The sequence below is a fragment of the Streptomyces monashensis genome (genome assembly GCF_001866665.1).
In the GTDB taxonomy this organism is placed as follows: Bacteria; Actinomycetota; Actinomycetes; order Streptomycetales; family Streptomycetaceae; genus Streptomyces; species Streptomyces monashensis.
The window spans coordinates 46,117-66,048 of the sequence record NZ_MLYO01000034.1; the positions used below are offsets into that span (position 1 = coordinate 46,117).

Annotated in this window: 14 protein-coding genes and 1 tRNA gene; 6 read left to right on the plus strand and 9 right to left on the minus strand. The window is 73.8% G+C overall.

Features of this window, described 5'->3' with window-relative positions; translation table 11 throughout:
- Nucleotides 1–2: 2 nt before the first annotated feature.
- The 4 genes from BIV23_RS20695 to BIV23_RS20710 all read right to left on the minus strand — a co-directional run bounded on the left by BIV23_RS20695 (nucleotide 3) and on the right by BIV23_RS20710 (nucleotide 4,351).
- Nucleotides 3–1,172 carry an AAA family ATPase gene (locus tag BIV23_RS20695; RefSeq protein ID WP_107471220.1) on the minus strand — a complete coding sequence of 390 codons (1,170 nt, stop codon included), beginning with the start codon at nucleotides 1,170–1,172 and terminating at the stop codon, nucleotides 3–5.
- A gap of 68 nt (nucleotides 1,173–1,240) precedes the next feature.
- Nucleotides 1,241–3,040 (minus strand): ankyrin repeat domain-containing protein, encoded by a 1,800-nt coding sequence (locus tag BIV23_RS20700; RefSeq protein ID WP_245790587.1) that lies wholly within the window; start codon nucleotides 3,038–3,040, stop codon nucleotides 1,241–1,243.
- Nucleotides 3,037–4,170, minus strand: a complete 1,134-nt coding sequence (locus BIV23_RS20705; RefSeq protein ID WP_071382396.1) for a leucine-rich repeat domain-containing protein — start codon at nucleotides 4,168–4,170, stop codon at nucleotides 3,037–3,039. The genes BIV23_RS20700 and BIV23_RS20705 overlap by 4 nt, the downstream gene beginning before the upstream one ends.
- A gap of 105 nt (nucleotides 4,171–4,275) precedes the next feature.
- Nucleotides 4,276–4,351 (minus strand) — tRNA-Arg (locus tag BIV23_RS20710).
- A 1,345-nt stretch (nucleotides 4,352–5,696) separates the two neighbouring features.
- Here BIV23_RS20710 and BIV23_RS20715 point away from each other — a divergent pair.
- From BIV23_RS20715 to BIV23_RS20725, 3 genes are all read left to right on the plus strand, one after another.
- Nucleotides 5,697–7,265, plus strand: coding sequence for a helix-turn-helix domain-containing protein (locus BIV23_RS20715; RefSeq protein ID WP_071382397.1), 1,569 nt, complete (start codon nucleotides 5,697–5,699; stop codon nucleotides 7,263–7,265).
- A gap of 127 nt (nucleotides 7,266–7,392) precedes the next feature.
- On the plus strand, nucleotides 7,393–7,851 hold the full coding sequence (locus tag BIV23_RS20720; protein ID WP_071382398.1) for a Crp/Fnr family transcriptional regulator: 459 nt from the start codon (nucleotides 7,393–7,395) through the stop codon (nucleotides 7,849–7,851).
- Nucleotides 7,852–7,920: 69 nt separating this feature from the next.
- A complete protein-coding gene (locus tag BIV23_RS20725; protein WP_071382399.1) occupies nucleotides 7,921–8,574 on the plus strand; it encodes a CBS domain-containing protein in 654 nt (217 codons plus the stop codon).
- 47 nt (nucleotides 8,575–8,621) lie between these two features.
- Here the strand turns inward: BIV23_RS20725 and BIV23_RS20730 are convergent, their stop codons facing one another.
- From BIV23_RS20730 to BIV23_RS20740, 3 genes are all read right to left on the minus strand, one after another.
- Nucleotides 8,622–9,218: an Rv1733c family protein gene (locus tag BIV23_RS20730; protein ID WP_071382400.1), complete on the minus strand. Its 597-nt coding sequence runs from the start codon at nucleotides 9,216–9,218 to the stop codon at nucleotides 8,622–8,624.
- Nucleotides 9,219–9,254: 36 nt separating this feature from the next.
- On the minus strand, nucleotides 9,255–9,956 hold the full coding sequence (locus BIV23_RS20735; RefSeq protein ID WP_071382401.1) for a CBS domain-containing protein: 702 nt from the start codon (nucleotides 9,954–9,956) through the stop codon (nucleotides 9,255–9,257).
- A 146-nt stretch (nucleotides 9,957–10,102) separates the two neighbouring features.
- Nucleotides 10,103–11,824 (minus strand): sensor histidine kinase, encoded by a 1,722-nt coding sequence (locus tag BIV23_RS20740; RefSeq protein ID WP_071382402.1) that lies wholly within the window; start codon nucleotides 11,822–11,824, stop codon nucleotides 10,103–10,105.
- A gap of 246 nt (nucleotides 11,825–12,070) precedes the next feature.
- On the opposite strand from BIV23_RS20740, the gene ppdK reads away from it, so the two are divergent.
- Entirely contained in the window at nucleotides 12,071–14,758 is a 2,688-nt protein-coding gene (gene ppdK, locus BIV23_RS20745; RefSeq protein WP_071382403.1) for a pyruvate, phosphate dikinase, read from the plus strand.
- A 13-nt stretch (nucleotides 14,759–14,771) separates the two neighbouring features.
- Nucleotides 14,772–15,260: a pyridoxamine 5'-phosphate oxidase family protein gene (locus BIV23_RS20750; protein WP_071382404.1), complete on the plus strand. Its 489-nt coding sequence runs from the start codon at nucleotides 14,772–14,774 to the stop codon at nucleotides 15,258–15,260.
- A 56-nt stretch (nucleotides 15,261–15,316) separates the two neighbouring features.
- On the opposite strand, the gene BIV23_RS20755 is transcribed toward BIV23_RS20750, so the two are convergent.
- Nucleotides 15,317–16,387 carry a zinc-dependent alcohol dehydrogenase family protein gene (locus tag BIV23_RS20755; RefSeq protein ID WP_071382405.1) on the minus strand — a complete coding sequence of 357 codons (1,071 nt, stop codon included), beginning with the start codon at nucleotides 16,385–16,387 and terminating at the stop codon, nucleotides 15,317–15,319.
- Nucleotides 16,388–16,619: 232 nt separating this feature from the next.
- On the opposite strand from BIV23_RS20755, the gene BIV23_RS20760 reads away from it, so the two are divergent.
- On the plus strand, nucleotides 16,620–17,018 hold the full coding sequence (locus BIV23_RS20760) for an STAS domain-containing protein (protein ID WP_071382406.1): 399 nt from the start codon (nucleotides 16,620–16,622) through the stop codon (nucleotides 17,016–17,018).
- A 459-nt stretch (nucleotides 17,019–17,477) separates the two neighbouring features.
- Here BIV23_RS20760 and BIV23_RS20765 read toward each other — a convergent pair whose 3' ends face one another.
- Complete coding sequence (locus tag BIV23_RS20765; RefSeq protein WP_245790588.1) at nucleotides 17,478–19,904, minus strand: phosphoketolase family protein; 2,427 nt, start codon at nucleotides 19,902–19,904, stop codon at nucleotides 17,478–17,480.
- Between the last annotated feature and the right edge of the window lie 28 nt (nucleotides 19,905–19,932).

Here is a 19,932-nt window from a genome sequence, read left to right on the forward strand (position 1 = left end):
CCTCACCGGCCGCCGCCGGGCAGCGCCCCGGACATCTGCAGCAGGTCCAGGAACCCGTCGATGCCGGGCGGTACGGGCCAGTCGACGTGCCGCATCGCCGCGAGGTCGGTGGCGGCCCGGGCGGCCACGTCCGGTACCCCTGCCTCCACGGCCTTCCCCAGAACCGCCCAGCCGGCCTCCCAGCGGGGCCGGGTGAGGTCGCTCTGGACGGCGGCGACCACCGCGATGAGGAACGCCAGCTGGCGGTCGCCGCGTTCGGGCAGGGCGAAGGCGTCCGGATCGGCGAGGACCCGGTCGGGGTCGGGCAGATCGAGGTGTTCGAGGTAGGACAGCAGCTCGATGCCCGCGCCGTCGCCGACGGCGCCGGTGAGTGCGGCGGCCAGTGCCTCGCGGCCCGCGTCGGCCGCGTACCCGGTGGCGAGCAGCTTGAGCGCCATCTCCCACGTGCGCGGGGACGGCCAGGACCGGCCCCGGCTCTCGGCGTCGCCGGGGATGTGGTGGACCAGGCCGGGCCTCGCCGTCAGGAAACCGGAGACGGCGCCACGGGCCCGGGCGACCGCGCCGGCCACCCTGGCGGCCGCCACGACGGGCACGGTCACTTCCGGCCAGGTGCCGGCCATCCCGCGGGCCACGGTCCGGGGGTCGTGGGTCCAGTCGAGGTGGACGAAGCGGTTGGCGAGCGGCGGGCTGAGATGCCAGCCGTCCGCCGCGCTGGACGGCGGGTTGGCGGCGGCGACGATCCGCACGCCCTCCGGCAGCGTCAGGCTGCCGACCCGTCGTTCGAGCACCACCCTCAGCAGTGCGGCCTGCACAGCCGGCGGGGCGGAGGACAGTTCGTCGAAGAAAAGCAGACCCGCTCCGGTGCGGGCGAGACGGACCGCCCAGTCCGGCGGGGCCATCGGCACACCGGTCACGGCCGGGTCGTCGCCGACGACGGGCAGTCCGGCGAAGTCGGAGGGCTCGTGCACACTGGCGATGACCGTCTCCAGCGGCAGACCGAGCCCTGCGGCGAGCTGCTCCAGGGCGGCCGACTTGCCGATGCCCGGCTCTCCCCACAGCAGGACGGGCTGATTGGCCGTCACGGCGAGGGCGAGCGCCTCCAGCTGCGGGTTCGCGGCAGGCTCGGTCCGTCGCGTGCGCAGCCTGCGGTTGAGGTCGTCCGCGGCCGCCAGCGGACCGGACGGCGACGCGGTGGGAGCGGTGCGGTCGGTGCGCGCGGTGCGGTCCGTGCGGTCGGTGTTCAAGAGCGCGGCTCTTCCTCGTCGTCGGGGTCGCCGGACTCGTCGGCGTCGTACTGCTCCTGCTCGTCCATCCATTCGTCCCACCACTCGGCGCCGACGTCCGGATGTTCGGCCCGTACCCGCTCGCGGAGGAAGGCGAGGTCGGGCCGCTTGTACCGGCGGACGAGCTGGTCGAGGGACAACTCGGACTGGTCGGTGACGTCGAGCCGCGCGCCGGCGGCGACGAGCGCCTCCACCAGCTCCTTGGAACCGAGGTCGTTGACCGCCGCGAAGAGCGGCGTGCGCTCCCGCAGGTCGCGGGCTTCGAGGTCGAGTCCCTCGGCCAACAGCCGCGGCAGCAGCGCCTCGTGGTCGAGGAGGTTCAGTACGTGCAGCAGGGTGCGCCCGCAGCCGTCCCGCACGCGGGGGTCGACACCCGCGTCCAGAAGCCGCAGCACGCCGGGGGTGTCCCCGTGCTGGGCGCGCAGGAACAGTTCGTTGCGTTGGGCCCGCAGTGCCTTCGGCAGGCGCCCTTCTCCAGAGGTCCACGTCTGCTCCACCGCGAAGCATCCGGCGACGGCACCGCCGAAGGCACGCAGGGCGCGTTCACGCTGCTGCTCCTCGTCGCTGTGCGGCATGCGCAGCAGACCTCCCGGCCTGAACGCCACCTCGTGCCACTGCCCGCGGCACCTGACCCGCACGGGTGCGGGAGCCGTCGGCCCGGGCGGGCCGACGGGGCCCTGCCGAACCTGGAGGGCGGGGAACAGCGCCTCGCGGACGAGCGGATGGAGCTGCTGAGCCGTGATGCCTCCGTCGCGCATCAGGTCGAGGTCGGGGAGCCTGCGCCACAGGGCCTCGGCAAGGAAGGACCCGCTCTCGACGTCGTCCCGGTCGACGACTCGCACCAACAGACCGCCCGAGCTCCTGGGCTCCAGCTGGATGTAGGTCCGCCAGTGCGCGGCGATGAGGAAGCGGTCGGCGACGCCCTGCGCCAGTTGCCGCCGGATCTCCGGCTCCAGACGGGTGTGGTCGAGCGCGAGCCCGCTCAGCAGCTGCTCCGGGTCCGCGCGGTACCAGCGCGACGTCTGTGGGGGTGTCAGGTCCAGCTCGATACCGGCAGCGGCGAAGGCGGCCTGTGTCTCGCCTCTCTGGTGCAGCAGCGTGGCCCGCTCGGCCCGCGCCGTCGGGTCGCCGTCGCCGGGTTCGGCGGTCGGCAGTTCGTCCATGCCCAGCGGGGTGGCGTCGGCGTGGAAGAAGGGCGGCCGCTCCGTGCCGCCGCAGCGTTCACGCAGTTCGGCGGTGTGCCGTACGTCCCACAGGTGCCGCGCGGAGCGCCAGTCCTCGGTGCCGCGCCCGAACACGCCCGCGGCATGCCCGTCCTTGAGCGTCCTGAAGCGCAGCGTGATCCGCTGCGGTCCGTCGGTCATCGCGGGGGTGGTGACGTGCAGGTACGGCGCGACCCGGGGGGCCTCGTCGGTCGCTTTCGGGTGATATCGGGCAAGGACGACCGACGTGTCCGTGGCGAGCGTGGTCCGCCCGCCGAGCACGCGTGGCAGATGCCAGCGCAGCAGGTCGGGGGCGAGGTGGCGCAGGTCGTCCTCAAGGGCCGTCGCGACGAAGTCGCCGCAGTGGTCGGCGACTTCGGACAGGTCGAAGGCTATGTCGACGTTCGCCGCCGCGCAGGCCCCCCGCCAGTCTCCGGCCAGGCGGCGTTCGGCCGCCCGCTCGATCATCCAGCCGGGCACCGCGTATCTGCGGACACGTCTGCGGCTCGACGCCTCGTCCGGGGGGAGGCAGCGGAGTTCGCCACGGGCGCTCAACGGTAGACGCTCCCTATCGCGCGCAGGTCGGGATGGGCCCTGCCGACGGGCCGCAGACACCGGGTGAAGGACCGCTTCACCTTGCGGGGCAGGCCGGGTCCGAGGCCGACGTACTCCAGGGGCGAGTTGCCGGGCACCGCCGCCAGCAGCGCCTTGGCACCCCGGCCGGTGAGGCCCGTGTGACAGAGCTCCAGTCGGCGCAGCGGGCTGCCCGGCAGGGCGGCGGCCAGCGCGCGGGCGCCGTCGTCCCCGGTGGTGTTGGCGGGGGCGCCGAGGCTGCGTTCCGACGGCGGCCGGCCCAGGTCGAGTGCCTCGATCCCGCCGAGGGAGTCGGCGAGAGCGCGAGCGCCGGCGGGGCCGATCCCGTTGCCGCCCAGGCCGAGGCGTACCGGGCGTGCCGGGTCGGCCGCGGCGGCGAGGAGCGCGGCGCCCTCGTCTCCCAGGTGGTTGGCGGGGAGGTACAGCTCGCGCACACCCGCGTGGCGGATCAGCGCCGCGAGCAGCGAGGCGGCGTCGGCGGTCAGGCCGTTGCCGCCGAGGAACAACCGTTCCACGGGGCTGGAGCGGGTGCTGAGGGCATCGAACAGGACCCGCAGACCTTCCTTCGTCAGACCGGTGTTGACCAGGTCGAGGGTGCGCAGCGTGGTGTTGCGGCGGAGCATCGCGGCGAGTGTGCGGGCGCCGTCGTCGCCCACCGGGTTGCGCTTGAGCCACAGGGCGCGGACGGTGGCGTCCGTGGCCAGCGCGTCGGCGAGCGCGGTGACGCCCTCGGCGCCGATGCGGTTGCAGCCGAGGTAGAGCGTGTGCAGGCCGTGGCCGTCGGCAAGCGCGTCGGCGACCGTGCGGGCTCCCTCGTTCCCGATGGCGTTGGTGCCGAGCAGGACGTGCGCGGCGTGCGGCGAGGCGGCGGCGCCGGGCATCAGCCGGGCGGCGCCGCCCGCTCCGAGGCCCTGCTTGCACAGGTCGACGCGTCCGTCCGCGCGCACCGTTCCGACCGGGAAGGTCTCGTCGGCCTCGACCGGCCGCGCGGACCGCAGTCGGGCCAGCAGCGGCTCCAGGGCGGCCGGGTCGCCGAGCGGGATGTCCGGGTGCTCGATCGCGGGGCAGCGTACGGGTGTCGGCTGCGTCATCACCACTCCACCGGTCCATTGCCGGTGCCCGGCTCGCCGAGGGCGGCATCGCCCTCCGCCCGCCCAGGACGAACCGACGCCAATCGACTTCCTCCACGACAAGGGTGGCAAGGCTGGTCGGATTCGAACCGACGTCCTCCAGCTCGATGCTTGGGCGCGACGACCTCTGCGCTACAGCCCTGCCGCGGAGATCATAGCCGCTCTCGCCCTTGCGTTCGAGGCCAGTTGATCTCGGCCGACGGTCACTCGGAGTCCGGTTCACCCGAGTGAGGCTCGCGCCGGCCGGCCGCCGGGCGGGCCCGGAGAACCACACCACCCGGGACCGCACCCCGTCCCCGAAGTCGAGGGGATACGCGACCCGGCCGAGGTTGCTGACCAACAGGGTCGAGGCCCTCGACGCCGCTGCCCGGCGCACCGTGCGAGCGACCGTCCGCCGAACGCCGACGGGCAGCACGGGCAGCGTCAGCAGGGCCGCGCTCGGGCCGAGTGGCGGACCGGGTGGGGCGGTCTTGAGCGCCTGGGTGCGGTGCGCGGTCTGCCGAAGCAGCCGGGCGACCGCTTCGGGATCGGGGGTCGTGGCGGCCGGCAGCGTCTCGTCGGCGGGGTCTCGCGGGGAGACCGGTACCCGTAGCAGCCGGGTGCCGTTGCCCATCGGCATCAGCGGCCCGTTCGTCCGGTCGTCGACCGGCATGTTGAGCCAGACAGGTCGGTCCGGGACGCCGTGCAGCCGGTTCCAGCACGCCACCATGAGCGAAGCGGCCACCAGCAGTTGGTCGTTGACGGTGTACGGAGCCGTCTCGTCGGGTGCGCGGGGCGGGCGAGCGGGCACCGGGAGTCCGGCGAGGAGCATCCCGTCGGCCGCGGCGTCCGGCGTCCCGTCGGGAGCCGGCCTGTCCGTCCCGGCGGCGGAGGTGTCCGGCGCGATGCGTGCGGGCCGCCCGCGCGGGGACGGCGGCAGTGCTTCGGGCTTCCCCGGCCGTGGGCGGGGACGGACCGGAGCGGCCGCGGGACCGCCCGTCGCCCCGCCGTACACCTCGGCGGTCGTGGCCAGCAGCCGCACCCCTGTCGGTGCGTCGAGAGCGGTGTGGTGCAGGGTCAGGACCAGCACGCTCCCGCCGGCGTCCGGGCCCGGCTCGACGACCTCCAGCCGGAGCGGCGGCGACTCCGACAGGGGCGGGCGGTCGGCGAGGGCCCGCTTCCGGGCCAGGGCCAGGGCATCCGGGCCTGGAGGCGGGAAGTGAAGGGGGTCCACGTCCGGGTCCGGGGTCACCTCCCACGCGTAGCGCCGCCGGTACCAGCGCCCCGAGGCCTCCCGCAGCAGGACGCCGGGGTGGCGGCGCAGCGCCGTTCCAGGACGGAACGCCGACACCGTAGGGGGCCGGAAGGGCGCGGTGCGCGGACGCTGCGGTGCAGGACGCGCGGCGAGCCCGTTGTCCACCCCCGTCAGCGCGCGGATACTCTCGGTGCTGACCGACTCGGCTGTCCCTCGGGGGAGCGACATGCACGGTGATGATCCGCGTACGGACATGGCAACGGCCGAACGGACCCGACGGGCCGAAGACGTGCTGAACCTGCAGCGTGCCGCCCGAAAAGGCGGCACCGCGCGGCTGCTCCGCTGGCTGGCGGCCCGTACCGGTGCCACCGCCTTTCTGGTGAACCGCTCGGGCGTCGTGACGTCCCCGCTCCCCTTCCCCCTCGGCAGGGCGGAGCACGATCTCGTACGGCACGGGGTACGGGAGATCACCGCACGGGGGCTCAAGTCCGTGGCCATCGACGAGGAAGACCTCGCCTGCTTCGTACTTCCCCTCGATGCCCCGCCAGGCGTCCGCGCACCGCTTCTCGCCACCGTGCTGCGCCGGCCGACTCCGCCCGGTCTGGGGCTGCTGCTCGCGGACGCCGCGTCCTGCCTGAGCCTGTGCTGGCAGGTGGAGCACGCCCGACGGCAGCAGCGGTGGCTGCGGCTCGCCGACGCCCGGACTCGCGAGGCCGTCCTGCACCTGCTGATGAACGGTCACGTGACCGCCGCACGCCAGGTCGCCGAGGCGCTGCGCCCCGCACTGCCCGACAGGGTGCGGCTGTACCTCGTCGAGGGACCGCGCGCGATACGCGGCGCGGTGGCGGACATCCTGGCCGGCGCGTTCGACGACGCGTGGATCGTGCCGTGCCCCGTGTACGCCGATCACCTGGCGGTGCTCGTGCCCGCCGACTCCGGGACACCCCCCGGCATCCCCACCGAGCCGGACTGGCCGCGCGCCGTGACGGACGCGTGCTGGATCGGTGTGAGCGACCCCGTGCCCTTACGTGACACCGCCATCGGCTACGCCCAGGCCTTCCACGCTCTGGCCGCCGCACGCCAACGCACCGAACGACACGCCTCGTTCGCCGCCGACCCCGACCTCGCGCTCACCATCGGGCCGCCCGCGGAGGCCTGGGCCGCGGCCTTCCTCGCGCCGCTGCGCACCCACTCCGCACGACGCTCGCAGGACCCGGACAGCACGGAGCTACTGGCCACCGTGACCTCCTGGCTCAACTTCTCCTCCCGTGCGACGGCCCACCTGAAGATCCACCGCAACACCCTGACGGCGCGTCTCACCCACGTCCAGAGACTGCTGAGCCTCGACCTGGACCGCCTCCCCGACCAAGCCGCGTTGGCCCTCGCCCTCCGCGCGATCGCCACCGGCGTCCCGTCCGGCTCGGAGCCCCGCACGTCGGACACCACGGGGGCGGCGCCCTCCTTGGACGAACTCCTCGCACGTCCCCACGTCGTGGCGTGGGCGCAGCGCCAGTTCCGCCCGTTGCGGACGCCCGGCGTCCCGGACTGCACCGCGCAGACGCTCGCCACCTGGCTGCGGCTCGACGCACGCATCGGCCCGACGGCCGCCGCGCTGTCCCTCTCGCCCTCCGCGGTACGCAAACGCCTGGCCCGGAGCGAGGCGTTGCTCCAACGCTCCCTGCTGCGGCCCCCGAGCGCCGTCCACGACCTGTGGCTCGCGCAGCGGGCCCTCGACCTGGCTGAGCGGCGCGGGGCCGGGCGCACGGGCGGCGCCGGAGGTCCGGACCCCGTTGCTCCCGAACCCTCACGCGCCGCGCCGTGAAGGGTCCTTGGCCCGGTGGGCCGCGTGGCATGGGCCGAAGGGCCCCCGGCCGGGTCCTGGCGGCCCGTGGTGGCGGCCACCGAAGGCGCCCAGGCTGGAGGTATCCGCCACGAAGGGAGCCGGTGCGATGACCTCCGCGACGACCATGAGCTCAGCGCTTGAACCCGCGTATCGCGAGCGCCTGATGCACCTCGCCCGCGAGGTGTCCTTCGCGACCGGGACCCGGCTGTTCGAGGAGGGCCGGCGTGCCGACCGCTTCTGGATCGTGCGCACCGGCACCGTCGCCCTCGACCTGCGCGTGCCCGGCCGCCGTGCCGCCGTGATCGAGACCCTCGGGCACGGCGAACTCGTCGGCTGGTCCTGGCACTTCCGGCCGCGCCTCTGGCACCTGGGTGCCGAGGCGACGAGCCCCGTGCGGGCCTGGGAGTTCGATGCCGAGGCGGTACGGACGCTGTGCGCCGAGGACAGCGAGTTCGGCCGGGCGATCGCGGTCTGGATCGGGCAGGTCGTCGCCCAGCGCCTGCACGCCTCCCGGGTCCGCCTGCTCGATCTGTACGCCCCCTACGGAAGCGGAGAGCCGGCGTGACCACCCGGCCCTTCGAGGGCGTGGCCACTCGGCCCTTCGAGAACCACTCGGCCCCTCGAGGAGGAGACCATGGAGACCACCCCGCACCGGGTCAGTGACGTGATGACCCGGGCCGTCGTCGCCGTGGGCCGCGGGTCCCGGTTCAAGGACGTGGTCGAGCGTATGGAGCAGTGGCAGGTCAGCGCGCTTCCGGTGGTGGAGGGCGACGGACGGGTGATCGGGCTCGTGTCCGAGGCCGATCTGCTGCCGAAGGAGGAGTTCCGGGGCAGCGACCCGGACCGGTTCACCCAGCGAAGCCGGCTGGCCGACCTCGCCAAGGCCGGGGCGGTGACCGCCGAGGACCTGATGAGCGCGCCGGCCGTCACCGTGCACGCCGACGCCACGCTCGCCGAAGCGGCGCGCATCATGGCGCTGCGGCACGTCAAGCGGCTGCCCGTGGTGAACGCCGAAGGCCTGCTCGAAGGCGTGGTGAGCAGGGCGGACCTGCTGAAGGTGTTCCTGCGCCCGGACAACGACATGGCCGACGAGATCAGGCGAGACATCGTCGACGTGCTGTTCCCGGCGCCGGTCGAGCCCGTGCACATCACGGTCGTCGACGGTGTCGCGACACTGACCGGCCGGGTCCGGGACGCCACGGACATTCCGCTCGCCGCCCGGCTGGTGCGCGGCGTCGAGGGCCTGGTGGCCGTGGACTGCCGGCTCACCGCGGCCGGGGAGAGGTGACCGCGCCGCCCCGCCGTCCGGGGAGGGGTGACCCCGCGCCCCGCCGTTCAGCCTCTGCCCCCGCTCCCTCCGCTCAGGTTCCCCCACCGCGGTCCGATCCGCTTCCACTCCTCGTCCCATTCGGCCATGCGCCGCCGGATGAGCCGCGTGCGGACCACCCAGCCCGTGCCCCATACCCCGGCGCCGGCGGACACGGCCACGAGGGCGCCCGTCATGCCCGCCTCCAGCGTCGCTGCCGCACCGGTGACCGGTACGGACACCACCCGGTCCCGCGGGTCCGTCCATATCGTGATCCGGGTGCCCGCCGGCGATCCCGGGAAGACCTCGGCCCGGCCCGTGTGCGCCATGCCGTCCGCATCGGTCCAGCGGACGGCGGCCCACACCCTGCCGTCGTCGTGTCCGCCCGCGCCGACCGGGGTACGCGCCGACGCGTCGATGAGGACGGCCGACACCGCGTGCGCCCCGAGCGAACGGTCCACGCTCTGCGCGGCCACCGCCCCGGCGACGCCTCCGGCCAGGATCGTGAGCATCCAGATGACGAGCACGATCCAGCCTTCGACGACATCGCTGTGCCGCCGCAGCGCGTTGCGGCGCCAGCGCCACAGCCGCACGGGGGTGACGGTCGCGGCAGGTGTCCCTGCCATCGTCGCCGCCTCCTGCCCTGTGCCGACGGCTCCGCGTCACGCCGTGCGGGCCCGGCCGGTGCCGGGGAGGCCGGGACCGGGGTCCGCGTGCCGGGGCGGGCCGGTCAGTGCGCACCGCACGTCGACCACGCCCGGCACGGTTCGCGCGAGCCGGGCGACCAGCGGGATCAGGACGGTCTCCCGGACCCGCCCGGACAGTGCGACGACGCCGTCGCGCACCTCGACCCGGACCATGTCCGCGCGCGGGCCGAAGAGCCGTACGACGACGTCGCGCCGTACCTCCTCGGCGATGTCGGCGTCCTCGCGCAGGAAGACCTTCAGCAGGTCGGAGCGGCTGACGACGCCCTTCAGGGCGCCGTCGAGGCCGACGACCGGAAGCCGTTTGACGCCGGTGCGGGCCATGAGGCGCGCGGCGTGGGCGAGCGGGGCGTCGGCTCGCACGGTGACGGCCGGGGCGGTCATCAACTCGCCCGCGGTCACCGCGTCCGCCTTGTACGCGCCGGGCGGCTGCCCCGGTCGCCCGTGGCGTCCGACGACGTCGTCGCTGTACTCCTCCTTGGGCAGCAGATCGGCCTCGGAGACCACGCCCACGACCACTCCGCTGTCGTCCAGGACCGGGAGGGCGCTGACCCGCCACTCGTGCATGGCCTGCACGATGTCCTTGAAGACGGCGCCGGTGCGCAGGGCGACGACCCGGTGGGCCATCACGTCGTTCACGACGGTCGGAGTGCCGTTCATGGCGTCCTCCAAGGGCTCGGCTGCCGTCCCGGGACGCCTTCAAGGCTGCGGCACCCGGGCCGTCCGCGGCATGGGCCGAGTGGGCCCGACACACCGCCCCCGTCGGCCCCGTCCGCCCGGCCGACCCCGCGCTCCCTGGCGCAGCGCTATCGCACGGGCGGGAGCGGAACATGCCACTCCAGCACGGTTCCACCGCTCGCGGGGCCGCTGATCTCCAGCAGCCCGCCGAGCTGTTCCGCCCGCTCGGCCATGTTGCGCAGCCCGCTGCGCCGGCCGCCGGCGGCGATGCCCACGCCGTTGTCCGAGACCTTCAGGCGCACCTCGCGGCCGTCGGTCGTGAGCACCACGTCGGCCCGGCCGGCGTGCGCGTGCCGGGCGACGTTGGTCAGCGCCTCCGAGAGCACAGCCACCACATGGTCGGCGAACTCGCGCGGCACATCGGTGTCGAGCAGTCCCTCCATACGCAGACTGGGCGCGAAGCCCAGTACCTCGGCGGCCTCGCCGGCCACCTGGACGGCTCTGGCCCGCAGTCCCTCGGCCGCGGTGGTCTCGCGGGCCCGCAGGCCGAAGATCGCCGACCTGATGATCTTGATGGTCTCGTCCAGGTCGTCCACGGCCCGCAGCACCCGCTCGGAAGCCTCGGGGTGCTCGATGAAGCGGCCCGCGCTCTGGAGGGTCATGCCGGTGGCGAACAGCCGCTGGATGGCCAGGTCGTGGAGATCGCGGGCGATCCGGTCGCGGTCCTGGAGGACGGCGATCCGCTGGGCGTCCTGCCGGCGTTCGGCCAGTTCCATCGCGATCGCGGCCTGCGCGGCGAAGCCCCGCAGCATCTCCGTCTCCTTGCCCGAGTAGACCGGCCGGCCGGTCTCACGGCACAGCAGCACCACGCCGCGCGAGCCGTCGTCGCCGGTGCCGATGGGAATGGCCACGGCGGGGCCGAGCCCCTGGAAGCGCGGGGGGTCGGGCGAGACCCGCTTGTCGCGGGTGACGTCGTCGCTGGCGACCGGGGCCGCGGCGGAGAACGCCAGCCCCATCAGAGTCCGGTCCAACGGCAGCACGAGTCCCCGGTGTGCCTCCGCGTCCACGCCGACGGCGATCTCCACGTTCAGCAGCCCGCTGCCCGCCAGCGGCATGGCGACCGCGGCGAGAGCGGAGCCGGAGATCTCCCGGGCCCGTTCCGCGATCAGGTTCAGCGCCACCGCGCGGTCGCTGCCGGACATCAGGCTGTGGGTGATGTCCGCGTTCGCCCTCAGCCAGCGTTCGCGCAGCCGGGAGTCCTCGTACAGGCGGGCGTTGTCGATAGCGACGCCGGCCGCGAACGCCAGCGTGGACAGGACCGACTCGTCCTCCTCGTCGAACTCCACCCCGCCGCGCTTCTCGGTCAGATACAGGTTGCCGAAGACCTGGTCGCGCACCCGGATCGGAACGCCCAGGAAGCTGTTCATCGGCGGGTGACGGGCCGGAAAGCCGTACGAGGCGGGGTGCTGGGAGATCTTTTCGAGGCGCAGGGGTTCGGGGTGGCGGATCAGCTCGCCGAGGATGCCGTGGCCCTCGGGGAAGGGGCCGATCTCGGCTATCTGCGCATCGCTGACCCCGACGGTGTGGAACGCCGACAGGGTCCTGCCGTCCGGCCCGATGACACCGAGGGCCGCGTACTCGGCGTCCACCAGGGTCGCGGCGGCCTCGACGATGGAGCGCAGGGCCTGTTCCAGGTTCAGGTCGCGGCCGACGGCGAGGACCGCTCCGAGCAGGCTGTGGACGCGGTCCCGGGTGCCGCGGACAGCGTCGATCCGGGACTGCAGCTCGTCCAGCAACTCGTCGAGCTTCAGCTGCGGCAGCAGATCGCGGGGCCTGTCGGGAGATCCCACCGCGCTCCTCCCGGTCCCTCGGCTCACGGACCCGGCACCGACGGGTCGTGTCCACCGTATCCCGCCCCGGCGCGGGAGGGCACACCCGGTCGCGGCAACCGGTCACCCCGCCGGAGCCGCCCGCCCGGCCACGCCGGCCGTGGGCCGAACGGCCCGGCCGGCGGGACGGTGGGCACCTCCCCCGCCGTCCGGTCCGGACCGACGCTGGAGTGGTACGCACAGACCGTACGGCCGAGGAGCGGCGCCATGGTGCGTTACGTGTACGACTTCCGGGACGGCGACCGGGCCATGGCCGACCTGCTCGGCGGCAAGGGCGCGAACCTGGCCGAGATGACCCGGCTGGGGCTGCCGGTGCCGCCGGGGTTCACCGTCACCACCGAGGCCTGCCGCGCGTTTCTGGCCACCGGTGCGGAACCGGACGGCATGGCGGAGGAGGTGTCCCGGCACCTGTCGGCGCTGGAGGCGGCCACCGGTCGGCTGCTGGGGCAGTCCGACGATCCGCTGCTGGTCTCCGTGCGTTCCGGTGCGCGCTTCTCCATGCCCGGCATGATGGAGACGGTCCTCGACATCGGTCTGACCGACGCCTCCGTCCCCGGACTGGCCAAGGTGTCCGGAAACGAGCGCTTCGCCTGGGACTGCTACCGCCGGCTCATCCAGATGTTCGGCAGTACGGTGCTGGGCGTGGACCCGGCCCTGTTCGACCAGGCCCTGTCTGTGTGCGGAATGACGCGGGAGGCTCCCGACGACCTCCGCGCGGACGCCTGCGGCCTCGCCCGGCTGGTGGAGACCTACAAGCAACTCGTCCGCGACGCGACGGGCCGTGACTTCCCGCAGTCCCCCACCGAGCAGTTGCGGCTGGCGGTCCTCGCGGTGTTCCGCTCCTGGAACGCCGAGCGGGCCCGCCTCTACCGGCGGCGCGAACATATTCCGGACGACCTCGGAACGGCCGTCACCGTGCAGCGCATGGTCTTCGGCAACCTCGGAGCCGACTCCGGCAGCGGCGTCGCCTTCACCCGCGACCCGGCCACCGGACAGCCCGGCCTGTACGGCGACTATCTGCCGGACGCGCAGGGCGAGGACGTCGTCTCCGGGATCCGCGACACCGTGTCCCTCGCCGAGCTGGAGCGGCTGGACCCGCGCTCCTACCGGCAGTTGCGCGACCACGCGCAGACGCTGGAGCGGCACTACCGCGACCTGTGCGACATCGAGTTCACCATCGAGCGCGGCACCTTGTGGATGCTGCAGACCCGGGTCGGCAAACGCACCGCCGAGGCCGCTTTCGCGATCGCCGCGGAGCTGGTCGGTGAGGGACTCGTCACGGCCGACGAGGGACTGCTCCGGGTGGACGGTGACCAGCTCGGCCGCCTGATGTTCCCCCGTTTCGACACCCGCGCGGCCGGCCCGGAGATCGCCCACGGCGTACCGGCCTCGCCCGGCGCGGCGGCGGGTGCGGTCGTCTTCGACTCCCCGACGGCGGTACGGCGTGCCGCCGACGGTGAGCGGGTGGTGCTGGTGCGCGAGGAGACCACCCCCGACGACCTGCCCGGCATGGTCGCCGCACGGGCGGTGCTGACCGGCCGGGGCGGCAAGACCAGTCACGCGGCCGTCGTCGCCCGTGGCATGGGCCGCGTCTGTGTGTGCGGCGCGCAGGACATCACCGTCGACGGCGAGGCCCGGCGTTTCACCACCCGTGCCGGCACGGTCGTCGAGGAGGGGACCGTCGTCTCGGTGGACGGCTCCACCGGTGCCGTCTACGCGGGGGCGGTGCCGCTCGTCGCCTCCGCCACGATGCGGTATCTGGAGTGCGGCGAGCAGGCGGACTGTCTGGTCGCCGCGGTCGCCCGGGCGCTGGAACACGCCGACGCGGTACGCCGGTTGGAGGTGCGGGCCAATGCCGACACCGCCGAGGACGCGGCGCGGGCCCGGCGCTTCGGGGCGCAGGGCATCGGGCTGTGCCGCACCGAGCACATGTTCCTCGGTGAGCGCCGCACGCTGGTCGAGGAGATGATCCTCGCACGGACCGAGGCGGACCGGGACCGGGCGCTGGCGGTTCTTCTCCCGCTCCAGCGGAAGGACTTCACGGACATCCTGCGGGCGATGGACGGCCTGCCCGTCACCGTCCGGCTCCTCGACCCGCCGCTGCACGAGTTCCTGCCCGAGCGCACCGAACTCGCCGTCCGCGTCGCCTCGGCCGAGGCCGCGGGCGGCCCGCCCGACGCGCACGACGTGGAGTTGCTCGCCGCGGTGAACCGGATGCACGAGGACAATCCGATGCTCGGCCTGCGCGGCGTACGGCTCGGGATCGTGGTTCCCGGGCTGGTGGCGATGCAGGTGCGGGCGGTGGCCGAGGCGGTGGCCGAGCGGGTGCGTGAGGGAGGTTCGCCCCGGGCGGAGATCATGGTTCCCCTCGTCGGTTCGGTCGAGGAACTCCGGCTCGCCCGTGCGGAGGTGACGCGCGTGCTGGCCGAGGTGGGCAAGGAGACCGGCGTGCCTCTCGACTGCCCCGTCGGCACGATGATCGAGTTGCCCCGGGCCGCGCTCACGGCGGGCCGGATCGCCGAGGAGGCGGAGTTCTTCTCCTTCGGCACCAACGATCTCACCCAGACCACCTGGGGCTTCTCCCGCGACGACGTCGAGGCCGCCTTCTTCTCCGCCTACCTCGACAAGGGCGTCTTCGCCGCCTCACCGTTCGAGACGCTCGACCGCGAGGGTGTGGGCCGGCTGGTCCGGATCGCCGTCGCGGAGGGCCGTGCGGTCCGGCCGCGGTTGCAGACCGGTGTGTGCGGCGAGCACGGCGGCGACCCGGAGTCCGTCCACTTCTTCCACCGCGTGGGTCTGGACTATGTCTCCTGCTCGCCGTTCCGGGTCCCGGTGGCCCGGCTGGAGGCGGGCCGGGCCGCGCTCGGCGGGAGCGGCGGCGGGGACACCGGGTGAGCGGAGACCGGCCATGATCCGAGGCACCGAGCCCGTACGCCGCCGTATCGACCTCGACCGGGTCGAGGCGCTGCGGCTGCTGGGCAGTGTGCCCCTGGGCAGGATCGTCTTCACCCGCCAGGCCCTGCCGACGGTCCGCCCGGTCAGCCACGTCCTGGACGACGGCGACATCGTCATCCGCACCCACGAGGGCGCGGCACTCACCGCGCACGCCCGGCACGACGAGGGCCAGGGCGTCGTCGTCGCCTACGAGGCCGACGCCATCGACCCCGTCACCCGCCTGGGCTGGAGCGTGGTGGTCACGGGGTACGCCCGCCTCGTCACGGCTCCCGGTGAACTGGCCCGCATCCGCGCCCTGTTGGAGCCCTTGGCGCCGCATCCCGGCAGGGACGACGCGGTGCGCATCCGTCCCGAACTGGTCACAGGCGTGCTGCTCACCGAAGCCGGTCGGCATCGCGACCGCCCCGGCCGTTCCCGGCTGCCGTCGGGCGATCACTCCTGACGCCGTGATCCTCGTGCGCGTGGCCGGGCCGGGCGGCAGGTCGTGGGCACCGCCGGTCAGTCCGTGGGAACCGCCACCTGTGCGTGCGGCTCCTCGCCGAGCACCACCTTCAGCGCGCCGGTCTCGGCGGCGTTGGCGAAGACGTCGTACGCCTCTTCCATCTGCCCGAGCGCGAAGGCGTGGGTGACCAGGTGCCCGGTGGGCAGGCGGCCGGCGGCGGTCATCCGCAGCAGGGTCGGGGTGGAGTAGGTGTCCACCAGGCCCGTCGTGATGGTCACGTCCTTGATCCACAGGTCTTCCAGATGCAGCGTGGCCGGCCTGCCGTGCACGCCGATGTTGGCGACGCGCCCGCCCGGACGGACCATGCGGGTGCACAGCTCGAAGCTGTCGGGGACGCCGACGGCCTCCATGACGACGTCGGCGCCGAGCCCGTCGGTCAGGTCGGCCACCAGCTGGGCGGGGGCCTCCCGGACGTCCGCGACCGCGTCGGCGCCGATCCGGTGGGCCGCCTCCAGCCGGGCCGGGGCCAGGTCCACGGCAATGATCCGCTCGGGCGAGAACAGCCGGGCCGTGACGATCGCGGCGAGCCCGATGGGACCGGCGCCGACGACGACCACGGTGTCCCCGGGACGGACCTGCCCGTTGAGCACGCCCACCTCGTACGAGGTCGGGAAGATGTCCGCGAGCAGGACGGCGTCCTCGCTGCGGACGGCGCCGGGCAGCGTGTGCACCGACAGGTCGGCGTGCGGAACGCGGACGTACTCGGCCTGGGTGCCGTCGATCAGACGGCCGAGGATCCAGCCTCCGCCGTCCCGGCACTGGCCGTAGCGCTGCTCCCGGCAGAAGCGGCACCGGCCGCACGAGGTGATGCAGGACATCAGCACCCGGTCGCCCGGCCGGACGGTGCGCACGTCGCTGCCGACCTCGACGACCTCCCCCACCGCCTCGTGGCCGAGCACCGTTCCGGGAGGCACCTCGGGCACGTCGCCCTTGAGGATGTGCAGATCCGTCCCGCAGATCGTCACGACGCCGACCTGCACGATCGCGTCGGTCGGCTCCTTGATGCCGGGGTCCGGGACGTCCTGCCAGGAGGCCTGTCCGGGACCGTGGAAGACGAAGCCCTTCATGGCGTTCCTCACCCTCTTCGGTCGGTCCGTCGCGAGTCCGGCACTTTCAGCTTCGTCGGTGCGCGGGCGGTTGCGCTTGGGCCGTCCGGCCCTCGCGCCGGGCCGGGCGGTGCGCACGGGCGCCCACGGCCCGGACCGGTGGCGGACGGGTGGCGCGGGTGTCCCGGACGGACCGGCAACCAGGGCCGGACGGCCCTACCGTCGGGTCCGGTCCGCCCGGTTCGATCTCCCCATGGCCGAGAAGCACAGGGCGCACGCGACCGACAGACCCATGGAACCGGTGTCGGCCATGGCCCGCCAGGCGAGCTCCGGAACGACGGTCGTGACCCTGTGGGGCGAGATCGACGTGCTGACGGCGCCCTCTGTCTCGGCACGGCTCGACACGGTCACCCGCGCGTCCCACCTCGACCTGGTGCTGGACCTGCGTCCGGTCGCGTTCATCGACTGCGCCGGGCTCGGCGTGCTGTGCCGCGCGCGCTACCGGGTACTCGCCCGGCAGGGCCGGCTGCGGCTGGTCGCCGGTGACGCGGCCTTCCTGCGCGTCCTGCACGTCACGGGGCTGCGGGACGTCTTCGACGTGCACCCCGAGCTGCCTCGGCCCGCGCCGGCACCCGAGGCGCCCGGCCCCTGACCCGGCGCGGCGGCAGCGCCGCGGCGAGGAAGTACCCGATGAACGAGGCGGCGTGGGTTCGTCCGGTGGCCCGCGACGCCATGGCCACGGTGACGGCGGCCCGTGCCGCACAGGACGTGTGCGCGCAGCAGCGCGCCCACCGGCATGCCGTCCGCGCCGTGCTGACGGCGGACGCACCGGTCGGCGACCCCTCTGGGGGAGTGCGTGCCGGACCCCGGGGCGCCGGCATGATCCGCACGGCGCCCCTGGGGCCGACTGGCTCCGGCGAAGCCGACGGGGCGTGCCGAGGGCACCGTCGAGGCCGGCTGCTTCGGTGCCACGTGGCTGGACCGGCGGCTCATTGCCCGCCGGGACCAGGACGGGGACACCGTGGACCCGCCGGCGCCGCGGGTCCGGTTGACGCGGCCGCGTTCCGTCCCGCGCCCGACCCCGTACGGCGCTACGGCGAGGTGCCCGCGCTCAGCTCTGCCAGCTCCACTCCGCGACCTCGGGCAGATCGGTCCCGTGGGCGCGGATCCAGGCGTGGTGCCGGGTGCGGGCGTCGGCCATGGCCTGGCGTACGGACGCCGCCCGCACGGCGAGGCCCGGGACCCGGTCGATGACGTCCATGACGAGCCGGTAGCGGTCGAGGTCGTTGCGTACGACCATGTCGAACGGAGTGGTCGTCGTGCCGGATTCCTTGTAGCCGCGCACGTGCAGGTTCGCGTGTCCCGTGCGGCGGTACGCCAGCCGGTGGATGAGCCACGGGTAGCCGTGGTAGGCGAAGATCACCGGCTTGTCGGTGGTGAACAGGCCCTCGTACTCGAAGTCGGTCATGCCGTGCGGGTGTTCCTCGTGCGGCAGCAGCCGGGTCATGTCGACGACGTTCACCACGCGCACCGCGAGGCCGCGCAGGTGCCGGCGCAGCAGTTGCGCGGCGGCCAGCACCTCCTGGGTGGGTACGTCCCCGGCGCACGCCAGGACGACGTCCGGTGCGCCGCCGTCCTCGGTGCCCGCCCACTCCCAGATGCCGGCTCCGCGCGCGCAGTGCTCACGCGCCTGGTCCATGGAGAGCCAGTCGAAGCACGGCTGTTTGCCCGCCACGACCACGTTGACGTAGTCGCGGCTGCGCAGGACGTGGTCGGCGACGCACAGCAGGGTGTTGGCGTCCGGCGGCAGGTAGACGCGGACGACGGCGGGGCTCTTGTTCAGGACGTGGTCGACGAAGCCGGGGTCCTGGTGGGAGAAGCCGTTGTGGTCCTGGCGCCACACGTGCGAGGTCAGCAGGTAGTTGAGGGAGGCGATCGGGGCGCGCCAGGTCAGCTCGCGCGAGGTCTTCAGCCACTTGATGTGCTGGTTGACCATCGAGTCGACGATGTGCACGAACGCCTCGTAGCAGGAGAACAGCCCGTGCCGGCCGGTGAGCAGGTAGCCCTCCAGCCAGCCCTGGCAGAGGTGTTCGGAGAGGATCTCCAGCACCCGGCCGTGCCGGTCCAGGTGTTCGTCGACCGGCAGCACGCCCGCCTGCCAGGCCTTTCCGCCGGCGTCGAAGACGGCCTGGAGCCGGTTGGAGGCGGTCTCGTCCGGGCCGACCAGCCGGAAGTCCCGGCGCGACCGCGTGTCGTTCATGACCTGTGCGAGGAGGGTGCCGAGGACCCGGGTGGGTTCGTGCAGGGTCGAGCCGGTCTTGTCGACGGGTACGGCGATGTCGTCGAGGTGCGGGATGGGCAGTTCGCGGACGAGGAGGCCGCCGTTGGCGTGCGGGGTGGCGCCGAGCCGCCTCGGTCCGCCGGGCACGCAGGCCAGGACGTCGGGTACGGGCCGTCCGGCGGCGTCGAACAGTTCCTCGGGCCGGTACGAGCGCAGCCACTGCTCCAACTGCCGCAGATGCACCGGGTTTTCACGGACGCCGGGCAGCGGGACCTGATGGGCGCGCCAGGTCCCCTCGACGGGTTCGCCGTCGACCTCGGCGGGGCCGGTCCAGCCCTTCGGTGTGCGCAGCACGATGACCGGCCAGCGCACCCGTTCGCCGGCCCCGTCCTCCCGCGCGGCGCGCTGCGCCGCGGCGATGCGGTCCAGCGCGTCGTCGAACGCCGCGGCCAGGGCCCGGTGCACGGCGGCGGGGTCGTCACCGGTGACGTGGAGGGGTTCGTGGCCGTATCCGCGCAGCAGCGCGTCCAGTTCCTCCTCCGGGATCCGGGACAGGACGGTCGGGTTGGCGATCTTGTAGCCGTTGAGGTGCAGGATCGGCAGTACGGCACCGTCGTGGACGGGGTCGAGGAACTTGTTGGAGTGCCAGGAGGCGGCCAGTGGCCCGGTCTCCGCCTCCCCGTCGCCGATCACACAGGCGACGAGCAGGCCGGGGTTGTCGAAGGCGGCGCCGTACGCGTGCGCGAGGGAGTAGCCGAGCTCGCCGCCCTCGTGGATCGACCCCGGGGTCTCGGGCGCCACATGGCTCGGGACGCCGCCGGGGAACGAGAACTGCCGGAACAGCCGCTCCATGCCGGCCGCGTCCCGCGACACGTCCGGGTAGGTCTCGCTGTAGCTGCCCTCCAGCCAGGAGCCCGCGAGGACGGCCGGCCCTCCGTGGCCCGGGCCCCACACGCACAGGGCGTCGAGACCGCGCGCCATGATGACGCGGTTGAGGTGGGTGTAGACGAGGTTCAGGCCGGGCGAGGTGCCCCAGTGTCCGAGCAGCCTCGGCTTGACGTGCTCGGGCCGCAGCGGCTCGCGCAGGAGCGGGTTGGCCATGAGGTAGATCTGGCCTGCCGCGAGGTAGTTGGCGGCGCGCCAGTGCGCGTCCACGCTGCGCAGTTCGTCGTCCGTGAGAGTGGTGTGTCCGGTGGGTTCGTCGGGCTCGGTGGGTTCGATCGGGGCGGTGTCGTCCTGGTGAACGGCCTTGGGCATGGGAACCTCGGATTCTTCGTCCGTTGTC

Coding starts and splice junctions, on each gene's coding strand:
- BIV23_RS20705 (WP_071382396.1), bottom strand. CDS start 4,170: ATGACGCAGCCGACACCCGTACGCTGCCCCGCGATCGAGCACCCGGAC.
- BIV23_RS20715 (WP_071382397.1), top strand. CDS start 5,697: ATGGCAACGGCCGAACGGACCCGACGGGCCGAAGACGTGCTGAACCTG.
- BIV23_RS20720 (WP_071382398.1), top strand. CDS start 7,393: ATGACCTCCGCGACGACCATGAGCTCAGCGCTTGAACCCGCGTATCGC.
- BIV23_RS20725 (WP_071382399.1), top strand. CDS start 7,921: ATGGAGACCACCCCGCACCGGGTCAGTGACGTGATGACCCGGGCCGTC.
- BIV23_RS20730 (WP_071382400.1), bottom strand. CDS start 9,218: ATGGCAGGGACACCTGCCGCGACCGTCACCCCCGTGCGGCTGTGGCGC.
- BIV23_RS20735 (WP_071382401.1), bottom strand. CDS start 9,956: ATGAACGGCACTCCGACCGTCGTGAACGACGTGATGGCCCACCGGGTC.
- ppdK (WP_071382403.1), top strand. CDS start 12,071: ATGGTGCGTTACGTGTACGACTTCCGGGACGGCGACCGGGCCATGGCC.
- BIV23_RS20750 (WP_071382404.1), top strand. CDS start 14,772: ATGATCCGAGGCACCGAGCCCGTACGCCGCCGTATCGACCTCGACCGG.
- BIV23_RS20755 (WP_071382405.1), bottom strand. CDS start 16,387: ATGAAGGGCTTCGTCTTCCACGGTCCCGGACAGGCCTCCTGGCAGGAC.
- BIV23_RS20760 (WP_071382406.1), top strand. CDS start 16,620: ATGGCCGAGAAGCACAGGGCGCACGCGACCGACAGACCCATGGAACCG.
- BIV23_RS20765 (WP_245790588.1), bottom strand. CDS start 19,904: ATGCCCAAGGCCGTTCACCAGGACGACACCGCCCCGATCGAACCCACC.